The organism is Verrucomicrobiia bacterium, from assembly GCA_026414565.1.
In the GTDB taxonomy this organism is placed as follows: Bacteria; Verrucomicrobiota; Verrucomicrobiia; order Limisphaerales; family Fontisphaeraceae; genus Fontisphaera.
The window spans coordinates 59,047-71,344 of record JAOAIT010000028.1; the positions used below are offsets into that span (position 1 = coordinate 59,047).

The window sequence follows — 12,298 nt, forward strand, 5'->3', positions numbered from 1 at the left end:
CTTACAACTGGAAGGCCTCGCGCAGGAGGGCCAGGCTGCGGGGCACGCCTTCATCCGCGGGGGCCTTGCCCTCGAATTCAATGGACACATAGCCGTGGTAGTGGACTTCGGCGAGAATGGCGGCGATGCGCCGGTAATCCAAATCCAGGGTGTACCACTCGCCGCCGCCGAAGTAAGTTTTGGCCTGGACAAAGACGGTGCGCGGGGCGATCTGGCGCAGTTTGTCGTAGGGGTCTTCGAGGAAGTTGCCGGTGTCCATGAGCGCGCCCAGCCAGGGAGAATCGAATTGCTGGAGGAGTCGCAACTGGCCGGCGGGGGTGCTGGTGAGGCCCCAGTGGTTTTCCAGGGCGAGGATGACGCCGTGCTGTTCGGCCTTGGGAAGGCACTGGGCGATGCACTCGGCGCACCATTTGAAGCCCTCCTCCTCGGTGTGGCCGGGAAGGATTGGCTCCACGCCCCGGGCCTTCATCAGGGCGTCAAAGTCCTGGATGGTGTTCCAGCGGCCGCTGTTGAGGCGGATGCAGGGCACGCCCAGCTCGGCGGCGATTTCAAGGCATTTGTGGGTGTGCTCCACCTGCTGCTTGAGGAAGGCGGGATCGGGGTCCACGAAATCCTGGTGAATGGAGAGCGCGATGAGCGCCACGCCATGCCGGAAGGCGTGGCGTTTGAGACGGCGCAAATAGGCGCGGTGCGCGGCGGTGAGCGGCTCGCGCTCGGGGATGTCCATCTGGCGGTGCAGGATGTCCACCGCCGGGGCGCCGAGGGCGCCGGCCTTTTCAATCACTGTTTCAATGGGGACCTTGGGCGTGCGAAAATGCCAGTAAGAATAACTGGAGATGCCCAGCTTGACTTTGGGGGCGGGGGGGGTGGGCGCGGCCGCGCGGGCGGCGGCGGTGGGGAGGGCGGCAGCGGCGGCCGCGAGGGCCGCGTGTTGCAGGAAGTTGCGGCGAGCCATGCCATGGGGAGCAGGGGTCATGTTCATGGGGGCATCTTATACCTGGGGCGGCGCTGAAGCAAATCTCCCGTTGTCCCGTCGAACGAGTTGAGGCAGTGTTAACCGGCAATGAATGGACAGGCGGACACCGTCGGTGGGTTGCGCCCCGTGGCCAGCCGCGCGCTGGCGATGGCGGCGGTGGTGTCGCTTTTGGTGCATCTGGTGCTGTATGGGGGCTACCGCATGGTGAAGGCGTGGCATTGGACGGGCTACGAGAAAGTCATGGCTGCTCTGACGCCCAAACCCTCCAACCTGCCGGCCGTGCTGATGAAATGGCTCATGCCCACGCCCAAACCGGAAGACAAGAAAACCACCCCCCGGCTGGAGGCGCGGGAGCTGGCCATCATCCTTCCCCGGCCGCCGCCGCAGGTGTTCGTGCCGGTGGATCCGCTGGCGGCCACGGCGGAGGAGCCGCCGAATGCGCGGTACTACAGCGATAAAAATTCGCGCGCGGCGAATCCCGAGATCAAGAGAGAATCCGACCAGCCCAACATTGACGGCCGGCAGACGCGCATCCCGCGGGCGGTGGACACCGAGCCCACGCGCCTGCAGCCGCAGCCGCAGCAGAATGTGCAGCCGCGGCCGCCGGACCGGCAGCCGGCGGAGGAGGCGCCGGAGGCCGAGCAGGCGCAACCATTGCAGCCGGCCACCGCGCCACCCTCCGAGCCGCGGCCGCCGGCGGAGCGCCAGCCGCCGGGGAATCTGGCCATGGCCCGGCCCACGGAGCGGGTGCTCCCCGCCGCGCCGCCCCGCCCGCCCGCCGAGCCGGGGCCGGAGCGGCCGGCCACGCCGCCGGCGCGGGCGCGCACGCTGGTGGAGGCGCGGGCGCGGATGCAGGACAACACGATTGCCGGACAGAAGATGAAACAGGAGGGCGGGGTGAAAAACCGGCTGTCCCTTTCAGCTCTGGATGCCCGGGCGACGCCCTTTGGGGCGTATGATGCGATGATCGTGGCGGCGGTGCAGCAGCGGTGGTACGACCTGCTGGAGCGGTCCCGGTATTCCGGGGATCGGCGGGGGATGGTGGTGGTGGATTTCCAACTGCACGCCTCGGGCCGGGTGAGCGATGTGGAGCTGGTGGAAAGCACGGTGGGGGATTTTTTGGCGTCCTTGTGCCAGATGGCCATCACGGATCCGGCGCCATATGCGAAGTGGCCGCCGGAAATGCAGCGGCTGTTTCAAGGAGGGGTGCGGAAGGTGCGATTCACCTTTTATTATGATTAGGGCAATTTGCTTGCGGCCACTGGCGCTTACCCTTAAGTAACAGGTGGGCGCGGGGGGCGGCGGGACGTCCTGCGCGGCCAGTTTGGAGATTCATGGAACTGATCTTTTTGGGATTGTTGTTGTTGACCTCGCTGGTGGGGGGGACGGTCATCGTTGAACGCGGGCTGGCCCTGCGGCGGAGCCGCGTGGTGCCGGCCGAGGTGGTGGCGGCGCTGCAGAACTGCCACGGCCCCCAAGATTTGGGGATGCTGTTGAAGATCTGCCAGCAAAAGCCCTCAAGCCTCAGCCGGCTGGTACAGGTGGCCGCGCAGCATCTGGAATGGCCCAAGGACGAAAACGCGGAGGCGGTGCAGACGCAGGCGCGGCAGGAGATTGTGGGGTTGGAGCGGGGGCTGGTGATTCTGGAAATCACCGTGGGCATAGCGCCGCTGCTGGGGCTGGTGGGGACGGTGTTTGGGTTGATGAGCCTCTTTGGGACGCTGGGCAGCAGTGAAATCATCCAGAGCACCGAGCTGGCCAAGGGCATTTCGGTCATTCTGACGGCCACGCTGCTGGGGCTGTTGATCGCCATTCCAGCGCTGATTGCGTGGAGTTACTACAATGCCAAAATCCAGGCCATGGCCGTGGAGATGGAAAGTTTGTGCACCGAGTTTTTGCGGCGGCAATACCTGCGCCGCGGTCCGGGTTGAGGCGTCATGCAATTCATCACCCATCGCCGCCGACACGCGCCCACGATCATCATCGTGGCGCTGATTGACATTTTGATCGTTCTGCTGATTTTCCTGATTGTGACCACCACGTTCAAAAACCAGCAGCCCTCGCTGCGGCTGACGCTGCCGGAATCCCGGCAGGCGCAGGCGGGGGTGTCGGAGTCCGGGACGGTGTTGCTGGTGGAGGTGGACAAGCAGGCGCCCTATTTGCGGTACAACGGGATGGCGGTGACCCTGGATCAGTTGCGCAAGGAGTTTGCCAGCCAGGCCGCGCGCCAGCCGCCGCCGGGGGTGGCGATTCGCGCGGATGCACTGGCGCCCTTCGAGCAGATCGTGCGCGTAATGGATGCGGCGCGTGAGGCGCGCCTGACCAATCTGAGCGCCCACGTGCGCAGCCCCTGAGGCCGGAGGTTAGAGGGGGGCCTGGTGCAGGATGGTCTTGGCCGTGTTCAACCACGGCATGGGAGGCGGGGCGTGGGTGTCCTCGAGCATCACCAGCGCCAGGAGCTCGCCATCGTGGCGCAGGGCGGAGGCGGTCAGGCGCAGATGGAGCTCCCGCACATGCCCATGGGCGCCCAGCAGTGCATGATGATTGCGCTGCACCACGGGCCGGCCGGCGAGCACCTCCTCCACGCTTTGCCTGACGGCGCATTTGGCACAGGCGGGCGCATGGCCGCAGCCCTCGGGATGCTCCCCGGCATGGACGCAGTGGAAGGCATCGCCATTCTGGCGGTAAAGCATGGCTTTGCGCTCGGTGCCGCTGAGGGTGGCGGCGGCGCGGTTGAGGTGAAGGATGCGCAGGCGCTCGTCCATGATCAGCAGGGCGTGGGGGAAACCCTCGAAGACTTCGCGGAAGAGGTCTGAGCGTACAAAAACCGGTTGCGACACTGGATTCATGTGGCCACTGGTTTATGGTTACGCTGCAATGTAACACAGCCGGAGACGAACTGCCAAATGGCCGGCCTTGCAGGGGCGTGGGGTCAGGGTTGCAGCCGGGCGCGGAAGAACTCGCGGGCCTGGCGGGGGGCATCATCCACCACCAGGACGGTGCCGGAGGGGTCCAGCAATTCCACGGCCGGGCCGTTGGTCCAGGTGCGCAGGTCAAGGGAACGCTCAATCAGGATGCGCTGGTCGGTTTCGCCCGCCATGAGAAACAGCCGCCGCACGGTGGCATTGGTGGGGGCGGTGACGGTGAAACGCACAAAGACGGGCGGGTTGGTGCGCGGGACAATTTGTGCCCGGAGGAGGGCGCCTTCGACGCCGGCGACGACGAGCTGGCCGGCCTGGGTGGCGGCGCCGAAAAGGGATTTCTGGGTGAGGGTGCCGACGTTGATCCAGGCGTGTCCGTTGGTGCTGGCCAGCACGGTGCCCTGGTTGCCGACGACATACCAGATGCCGCCGACGCGGGTGACATCATTCAACCAGGTGGTGACGCCGGTGGCCTGGGGGGTCCAGTTCAGGCCATTGGTGCTGAACAGGAGCAGCCCGCCCTGGCCCACGGCGGCGAGCCGGTCTTCCACCCAGCGGACGCGAAAAATCCAATTGGTCCGGCCGGTGGGCTGGGCGCTCCATTGAATGCCATCGGCGCTGGTCAACAGCGTGCCGCGATCGCCCACCACCACCCAGCCGCCAGGGTACGCCGCGGCGCCGGAGAGAAAGTGGGGGACGGGGGTGGCACGCTGTTGCCAGGTTTGGCCGCCATCGGGGCTGTGAAAGAGGACGCCGTTGCCGCCGGCCACGATGATTTCCTGGCCGCGGAGAGCGACGGCCTGCAGATCGTTGGTGGTCAAACGCTGGGGCAGTTCCCGCCAGAAAATGCCCAGGGTGGTGGCCGTGTTGGTCACCAGCCGCCCCTGCAGGTTGGTGGCCAGGATGTTGGTCAGGTAACCTTCGCTGAGGAGGACGGCGCCCTGGTTTCCGACGGCCACCAGGCGGTTGGAGGAGCCGGCGACGCCCAGCAGGATGGCGTTGGTGGCCGTGGGGGGCACGGCTTCCAGGCTCCATTGCACGCCGTCGCTGCTGGTGAGGATGGTGGCGCGGTCGCCCACGGCGGTGTAAATCTCGCCAGCCCGGCACAAATCCCACAACCAGTGGCGCGGCCCCGGGAAACGGTGAATCCAGCGCAGGGGCTGGTTGGCCTCGGCCACGCCCTCCACCATCATGCCCGAGCGGCCGGCCACGAGGTAGAGCGTGCCATCATGCACGGCGGAGTAATAAGTCCAGGCTGGCGCGGCATTGGATTTTCCGGGGCTGGTTTCATCGGTCCACGCGGCGAGGCCGCGCCGGTGCCGTAATTGACCCTGGCCGGCCGCCAGGAGCTCATTGGTGACGCCGGCAAGGGCAAACCAGGTGTTGGTGACGCCGGGCGAGGAGGCCACCTGCCATGAGGAGCCGTTGGCGCTGGTCAGCAGGACGCCCTGCTCGCCGGCGGCCACAAAGGTGTCATTGAGGAAGGCCACGCGGTTCAGGTGCTGGGTGACGCCGCTGGTTTCTCTTTTCCAGAGCCGGCCATTGTTGCTGGTGAGGATGGCGCCGTTTTCGCCGACCGCGACAAAGAGGTTTTTGCCGAAGGTGACGTGCCGGAGCCAGCCGGTGAAGCCGGCGGGGGGCGATTGCCGTGTCCAGGTGGCGCCGTCGCTGCTGAGGTACAAGGCGGCGTTGTCACCCACCAGCACCACGCCGTTGCCGGAAGCGGCGGCGCCCATGAGCCAGTCGGAGGTGCCAAGGTCCACGAGGCGGAAGTCGGCCAGGGAGTCGGCGTAGATGACCGTGCCGTTTTCGCCGGCGGCGATGAGGCGGTTGTTGAAGAAAGTGACAGCCAGCAGGGCCTTGTCGGTGCGGGTGTATTGCGGTTCCCAATAGACGAGGTCTTCGCTGGTGTAGAGCTGGCCGCGTTCGCCCACCTGCACGGTGAGGCCGAGGCCATAGGCCATGTCATAAACATGCGCGCCATGCGGCTGGGGCAGGGACCACCGCCAACGGGGGGCGAAGGGATCAGCGGCCCGGAGCGCAGGAGCTCCGGTTGTCAGGCACAGCAGCAACGCCGCCCTGCCCAGCCAGCGCATCAGCCGGCGGCAAAGTTCGCGCGAGCGGGTTGAACACCCGCAGGTTGCCCACGGGAGGGACAGCATAAACTGGGGCGGGACCAGGGCCTGCCACTGCCCTCAATTTAATGGAGGCCGGGTGATTACGCCAACGGCAAATGACGGCTGGTGGGAGAGGTGGGCAACGGCGTGGTGGGGAGGGCAAGCACAAACACCGTGCCGGCGGGGGAGGTGGAGACCAGCTCCAGGCGCGCGCCGAGGTGATTGGCCAGTTGTTTGCTGATGGCCAGGCCGATGCCCATGCCGCCGGGTTTGGTGGACACGCAGGGGGCAAAGACTTGGGGGCGCAGGTTTTCCGGCAGGCCGGGGCCTTGATCGCGCACTTCACACAGGACCTCTCCGCCCTGGCCGCGGAGGCGCAGCTCGACGAGCTGGCCGGGGGCGCTGGCCTGGATGGCGTTGCGCAAGAGGTTTTCCAGGATGAGGGCCACCAGGGCGGCCTCCCGGCTGGAGAGGCGGGCGTCCACGTCGTTGCGCAGGTGGAGTTTGACCTGGCCGGTGGTGAGCAGGGACTCCAGGCGGCAGCGGAGCAATTCCACCAGTTCTTGGAGGCGGGTCTCGCCCGCGGGGGAGACTTCGGCGTCCTGCTGCAGGAGGCGGGCGGTTTGCTGGATCATGTCCTGCAACTGGCGGGTGGTCTCCAGGGCGGCCTGCCAGGCGGGTTCACGGGAGGGATGTTTGCCGAGGGCGCCGCTGAGGAGGAGGTTGTGCAAGCCGTAGAGGGGACTCTTCAGGCCGTGGATCAAGTGGGCCGCCACGGCGCCGACAGCGGAAGTCTTGGCGGCGAGGGTCAGTTCCTGATTGGCGCGGGCGAGGCGTTCGGTCAAGGCCAGCAGGGTTTGATGCTGTTTTTGCAGGTGGCGCAGGGCGGTGCCTAGGCCGCCCAGGATCATCAGGGCGCCCACGGCCAGCACGACGGCGGTCTGGCTGGCCAGATGGCGGTCCTGCGCGCGGTATTTTTGCTGCAACGGGCGGCCATCGAGGTAGAACTGGGCCACGCCCAGCAGGACGGGCCGGTCCGGTTCAGCCAGGGGGATGAAAATCTCCAACAGAGGCGCCGGGGCGGGGCTGGCTGGAGTGTCGTTTTGCGGGATGAACAATGCTTCCAGGCGGGCGGCGTCGTAATAGCGGCTGAGAAATTGCAGGCGTTGGAGGGAGGCTAGCTCCTGCTCGGTGAGGCGGGTTTCCCGCACCGAAGGGGGAAAGGAGACGACAAACTGGCCGTTGGTGTCGAAGAGGCGGACGGCGAGCACGCCCTTGAGCTGGGAGGCGCGGAGCAGGACGGCCGCCTGTTCCGCTGGATCGGTCAGGGGGACGGGCGGTGGCTGGCCGGGGGTAAGGTTCTCGCGGTGCTCCATCCACACCACCGCCTGCAGAATCTCGGCGTCACGAGCGACCAACTGCTGGCGGAGGGATTGGCGCAACTGCCAGGTGACCAGCAGGGTGGCGGCGGCGAAAACGAGGAACACCGCGCCGGAAAGCAACCAGGCAAAATACCCGCGCTCCCACGCGCCGTTGCGCGGGCTGCTGACATTAACCGTTGGCTGGGTTGCGCTATGGTTATCGGCCTCGCCCCTCACCTTTGGCCTCATCCACTATTTTCCCCAAGTCGGCCTGCAGTTCACGTTTCATGTCCTGGGCGCGGTCCCTTTGTTCCTTCAGCAATTCGCGTTGGATTTCCCGCCAGCGTTCAAGACTTTCGCGCAGTTGTTCCCGCAGTTGTTCCCGCTGTTCGGGGGTGGCGGTTTGGTAGGCGCGGCGCACGGCTTCCTGTTCGCGCAGGAATTGCTCCCGTGCGGCCTGAAAGGCGGCGATCATTTCTTTGATGTCCGCCGGTTGGGTTTTGTCGGGACGCCCCTTGCGCTCGGGTTTTTCGGCGGGATTTTGCGGGGTGTTGCGGGGGATGACCACCGGCCGTTCCTGGAGCAATTTTTTCTCCTGGCCGGGGGGCACTTCGGGCGCGGCGGCGGGCACTCGTCCCTGACACAGGACGATAGCCGCAATCACCCACACGGCCATGCTGGAACCAGATTTCATGTTATCTTATGTGGCAGGCAGATGCGTTAGCAAAAGTTTCACTAATGCTAAAAGCAGTCTGAGTACCACATCCCCACCCACCAACCTAATTTCTTGGACATGCCCACGCAAGCCTTTCGTATCATTTTTTCAGCCCTATGAGACAGGGTAATGTGGAGCCATGGAGCCGCGATGGGCCGGACTTCATGCGGCCAGGACTGGGCCAGCCGGGGTCGAATCGGGCGATGGAGCCAGTGAACTCCCCCATGGCGGTTAAACAACCGGGGGAAAGTCACGGGCGGGCAAGGCATCCTTCGGCATCGCGGATATCGGACGTGTATCATTCCAAGACAAATCCAGCCACAAGCGGGACAGAGAAGGTCCGCGAGGTGCATATTTGCATTTTTTAGAAGACTGGCGGGAAGTTAAGTGAGGATTGAGAGCCAGGTGGAGGAGAAAGGAGTTTATTTGTAACCCATTGTTAAACAACAGGATATGAGTTTTTTGTGGCAAATTAAAAATCATTAGAGAAATATAACTTGACTTGGCATACTCATTGCTCTATTGAGGATAGGTACGTAGTTACCTAAAATCCTAGAGTCACAATGACCGCCAGCAGACCCATAGGTAGTTACCGCAAGCCTTTTTCGGCAGCCTTTACCTTGGCGGAGGTGTTGATTGCGATGTCCATATCGGTGCTCATCATGGGGAGCATTGTATATGGTTATCTGGGGACGGCCACGCGGGCGGAGTGGAATGCCTACTCGCTGGCGGCGCAGAGTTTGGCGCTGCAGCGGATCGAGCAGGCGCGCTCGTGCAAGTGGGATCCGGAGGCCAGCCCGGCGATTGATCAGTTGGTGGCTTCGAATTTCCCGCCGGAGGTGAACATCCTGGACATTCCGGTGTCGGGGACAAACATAGTGTATGCCACCAATTTCACCACGATCACGGAGGTGAGCAGTGATCCGCCCACCAAGTGCGTGGTGGTGCAGTGTGTGTGGAATTTCAAGGGGCGGCGGAATTACACCAACACGGTGGTGACCTACCGGGCCCCGGACAGTTGAGAGGTGGCTTGCCCATGAAAAGACGTTACTTCCAGCATTCCCTGCCGCGGTGGCGCCGCGCCTTCACGCTCACGGAGCTGATGGTGACGATGTCGCTGGTGATGATTGTGATGGCGGGGGTGATTTATGGGCATGTGGCGGGGTTGAAGTTGTACGGGCTGACCCGCGCCAAGCTGGGGGCCAGTGATGCGGCGCGTTCGGCGTTGAGCCGGCTGCTGGAGGAGATACGCTCGGCGCGGCGGGTGCAGGTGGGCATGGGGAGCGCCACCTCTTTCACGCAGATTGAGGAAGGATTCCCGCAGCGCGGCAATGCGTTGATGATTCATCCCACGCTGAACACCAACACGTGGGTGCGTTATTATGTGGATGCCGCCACGACGCGGCTGTTGCGGATAGACCATGACGATGCGCGGCCGCTGGTGATTGCGGAATACGTCACCAACAATCTGGTGTTCACGGCGCAGGATTATCAGGGCAACGTGCTGAGCAATTATTTCAATAACCGGGTGATTGCGGTGGACCTGCAGTTTTACCAGGTGCAATACCCGATTACGCCGATCGGCACGCCGGGGGCGTATTTTGATTATTATCGGCTGACCACCCGCGCCACGCGGCGCACGCTGGAATAAGGAGGATTTGTGAGACTGCCCCAAGCATCTTTGGTACGTCAGGACGGTTATGCGCTGGTCATGACGATGCTGTTTGGCGGGCTGGCCATGGTGGCGCTGTCGGGCGCCATGGAATGGAGCAGCACCAACTCGCGGTTGACGGCGCGGCACAATCAATACCAGGAGACACTGCTGGCGGCGGAGGCGGCCACGGAGAAGGTGTTGAGCCGGATGATCGTTGATTTCAAGCGGGGGGACGAGGCGCGGGTGTATAACAACCTGGAATTGTACCGGGGGATGGTGCCCAACGCGGCGGAGAATGCCGCCTGGTCGCGGTATTTGTTTGGGGATGTGAACGGGACACCCAACCGGATGACGGTGGAGAACACGCAGGCGTGGGGATTCACGCCGCTGCAGTCGCAATATCAGGGCTTGTACGGGCTGGCGGCCAGTTACCGGGTGCTGTGCAACGCGCGGCGGACGGATGCCTTGAATGACATCACGGTGGCGGTGGAGCAGAACGTGCAGGTGGCCACGATTCCGGTGTTTCAATTTGCGATTTTCTACGGGCTGACGATGGAGATCAGTTGCGGCCAGCCGTTCAATGTGACCGGCCGGGTGCATTCCAACCGGGATTTGTATGTATGCCCGGACAATGCCCTGACGTTCTGGACGGACGTGACCTCGGTGGGCAACATCCGGTGGGGCCGGGCGCCGGGGGACAGCCGGGGCGCGCCCAGCGGGACGGTGACGTATCGCGGGGCGCATGACTCCGGGGTGTCGAGCTTGAATCTGCCCATTGGGACGAACAATTCGCCGGAGGCGGTGCGGGCCATTCTGGAGGTGCCGCCCACGGGCGAGGATCCCAATTCGCTGATGGGCAAGCAACGGTTTTACAACAAAGCCGATCTGATTTTGACGGTGAGCGACACGGTGATCACCAACATCACCGGCGTCACCAGCAACCGGGTGGGGGGTGTGTGGCAGTTCACCACCAACTACTCCTTCACCACCAACATCATCCTGGCGGGCAAGACGGGGCCGTTGTCCCCCGGCGGGGCCGCCACGGTGGGGCCGTCGGTGTTGCAGACCTTTGTTAACGTGGCGCCGAACAATGCGGCCACCAACTCCTTTTACGACTCCCGCGAAGGGAAGCGGGTGCTGCCCATTGATATTGATGTGGGGCGGATGCGGACCAACACGGCGCTGACCTCGGCGCTGGGGCGGGACGTCACCATCATCTACGTGGAGGACAAACGGACGCGCAGTGTCAATCCGAGCACGCAACTGGGGGCGGTGCGGATGGTCAATGGCCGGACGCTGCCGACGCGCGGGCTGACGGTGGCGACGGACCGGCCGATGTACGTGCTGGGGCATTACAATGCGCCCAACACCTCGAACCTGGGCAGCACCAATACGGTGGGCACCGCGCCGGCGGCATTGCTGGGGGATGCGATCACCGTGCTTTCCACGGCGTGGCGGGATGACCGGAGCACCAGCAGCCTGGACAGCCGGCCGGCGGAGCATACCACGGTGAATGCGGCGTTTCTGGCCGGGATTGTGGAGACCCTCACCTACAACAGTTACAGCGGGGGGGTGGAGAATTTCCCGCGGTTTCTGGAGGACTGGAATCCGAGCAGCGGCAAGCGCACATTTACCTACAACGGTTCCATGGTGGTGTTGTTTCCCAGCCAGTATGCCACCGCGCGATGGGGGTTGTCCGGGGTGTATGATCCTCCGGCGCGGAACTGGGCCTTTGACTTGAATTTTATGGACGCCAAGAAGCTGCCACCGGGGACTCCTTCTGTGAGCACATTGATTCGCGGCTCATGGAAACTGGCCACGCCCAAGCGGCCAGGCTCTGCAGGATAAACCACACGACGATTCAACTGACCTCAGCCCTCGATATGAAAAAGTTTTATGCGCTGCTGGGCGCCGCGCTGGGAGCGGCAGTGTTGGCTCTCCCGGCGGCGGAGCCTGGCCCGGCGTTCCAGATTGTGACGGAGCAGACGGTCTGCCCGGAGTACGGCACGGTGATGTACCGGCGGGCCTTGTTGTGCGAAGGATTGCGGCTGGCATTTCAGCCGCCGGCCGGATGGAAAGCCTCGGCCGATGCCGGGCAGCGGGTGCTCTTATTGGAGTCCCCCACCGCGGATGCGCAGATTCGGCTGCGGCTGGTGCTGCCGCGGCGGGAAAACACCAATGCGCCGGCGGTGCTGCCGCCCGCGCCGGAGCTGAAGGCGGTGGTGGCGGGGATTGCCGCCGGGGCGGAAATCACGGCCGAGGGGGAATATCCGGCCGCCGGCCGGGTGGGCAAGAGCCTCGATTTCAATTTTGTGCAGGGGGCGCGCCGTTATCAGGGCCGGGTGGTGTGGGTGACGCTGCCGGAATGTCATTTGGAGCTGGTGTTGACGACGTCCAACAACCTGGCAAAAAAACATCCCTTTTTCATTGAGTTGTTGAATTCGCTGGAGGTCAGAAAACTGCAGGAACTCTCCCAGGTTAGCCGGTGATCGGCGCCTATCGGGGGCGGCGGGCGGAGTGCCGCTGAACTCCGGGGCAGCAAGGCCCCGGGCCA

12 protein-coding genes are annotated in these 12,298 nt (G+C 64.2%); 7 read left to right on the forward strand and 5 right to left on the reverse strand.

Annotated elements, in window-relative coordinates; genetic code table 11:
* Nucleotide 1 precedes the first annotated feature (1 nt).
* On the reverse strand, nucleotides 2-982 hold the full coding sequence (locus N3J91_07195; protein ID MCX8156215.1) for a sugar phosphate isomerase/epimerase: 981 nt from the start codon (nucleotides 980-982) through the stop codon (nucleotides 2-4).
* 81 nt (nucleotides 983-1,063) lie between these two features.
* Here N3J91_07195 and N3J91_07200 point away from each other — a divergent pair, with 81 nt between their 5' ends.
* The 3 genes from N3J91_07200 to N3J91_07210 all read left to right on the forward strand — a co-directional run bounded on the left by N3J91_07200 (nucleotide 1,064) and on the right by N3J91_07210 (nucleotide 3,330).
* A complete protein-coding gene (locus tag N3J91_07200; protein MCX8156216.1) occupies nucleotides 1,064-2,218 on the forward strand; it encodes a hypothetical protein in 1,155 nt (384 codons plus the stop codon).
* Between the two features lie 92 nt (nucleotides 2,219-2,310).
* Nucleotides 2,311-2,907: a MotA/TolQ/ExbB proton channel family protein gene (locus N3J91_07205; GenBank protein MCX8156217.1), complete on the forward strand. Its 597-nt coding sequence runs from the start codon at nucleotides 2,311-2,313 to the stop codon at nucleotides 2,905-2,907.
* 6 nt (nucleotides 2,908-2,913) lie between these two features.
* Entirely contained in the window at nucleotides 2,914-3,330 is a 417-nt protein-coding gene (locus N3J91_07210; GenBank protein MCX8156218.1) for a biopolymer transporter ExbD, read from the forward strand.
* Between the two features lie 9 nt (nucleotides 3,331-3,339).
* Here the strand turns inward: N3J91_07210 and N3J91_07215 are convergent, their stop codons facing one another.
* The 4 genes from N3J91_07215 to N3J91_07230 all read right to left on the reverse strand — a co-directional run bounded on the left by N3J91_07215 (nucleotide 3,340) and on the right by N3J91_07230 (nucleotide 8,069).
* Complete coding sequence (locus tag N3J91_07215; GenBank protein MCX8156219.1) at nucleotides 3,340-3,825, reverse strand: PAS domain-containing protein; 486 nt, start codon at nucleotides 3,823-3,825, stop codon at nucleotides 3,340-3,342.
* Between the two features lie 83 nt (nucleotides 3,826-3,908).
* Entirely contained in the window at nucleotides 3,909-5,861 is a 1,953-nt protein-coding gene (locus N3J91_07220) for a hypothetical protein (protein MCX8156220.1), read from the reverse strand.
* A gap of 254 nt (nucleotides 5,862-6,115) precedes the next feature.
* Nucleotides 6,116-6,499, reverse strand: coding sequence for an ATP-binding protein (locus N3J91_07225; protein ID MCX8156221.1), 384 nt, complete (start codon nucleotides 6,497-6,499; stop codon nucleotides 6,116-6,118).
* Nucleotides 6,500-7,592: 1,093 nt separating this feature from the next.
* Entirely contained in the window at nucleotides 7,593-8,069 is a 477-nt protein-coding gene (locus tag N3J91_07230; GenBank protein ID MCX8156222.1) for an MICOS complex subunit MIC60, read from the reverse strand.
* A gap of 584 nt (nucleotides 8,070-8,653) precedes the next feature.
* On the opposite strand from N3J91_07230, the gene N3J91_07235 reads away from it, so the two are divergent.
* From N3J91_07235 to N3J91_07250, 4 genes are read left to right on the forward strand one after another with little or no spacing between them, the layout of a single operon-like run.
* Complete coding sequence (locus N3J91_07235) at nucleotides 8,654-9,112, forward strand: hypothetical protein (GenBank protein ID MCX8156223.1); 459 nt, start codon at nucleotides 8,654-8,656, stop codon at nucleotides 9,110-9,112.
* Nucleotides 9,113-9,126: 14 nt separating this feature from the next.
* Nucleotides 9,127-9,741 (forward strand): prepilin-type N-terminal cleavage/methylation domain-containing protein, encoded by a 615-nt coding sequence (locus N3J91_07240; protein MCX8156224.1) that lies wholly within the window; start codon nucleotides 9,127-9,129, stop codon nucleotides 9,739-9,741.
* Nucleotides 9,742-9,750: 9 nt separating this feature from the next.
* Nucleotides 9,751-11,592 carry a hypothetical protein gene (locus N3J91_07245; protein MCX8156225.1) on the forward strand — a complete coding sequence of 614 codons (1,842 nt, stop codon included), beginning with the start codon at nucleotides 9,751-9,753 and terminating at the stop codon, nucleotides 11,590-11,592.
* Between the two features lie 35 nt (nucleotides 11,593-11,627).
* Nucleotides 11,628-12,233, forward strand: a complete 606-nt coding sequence (locus tag N3J91_07250) for a hypothetical protein (GenBank protein MCX8156226.1) — start codon at nucleotides 11,628-11,630, stop codon at nucleotides 12,231-12,233.
* Nucleotides 12,234-12,298 lie beyond the last annotated feature (65 nt).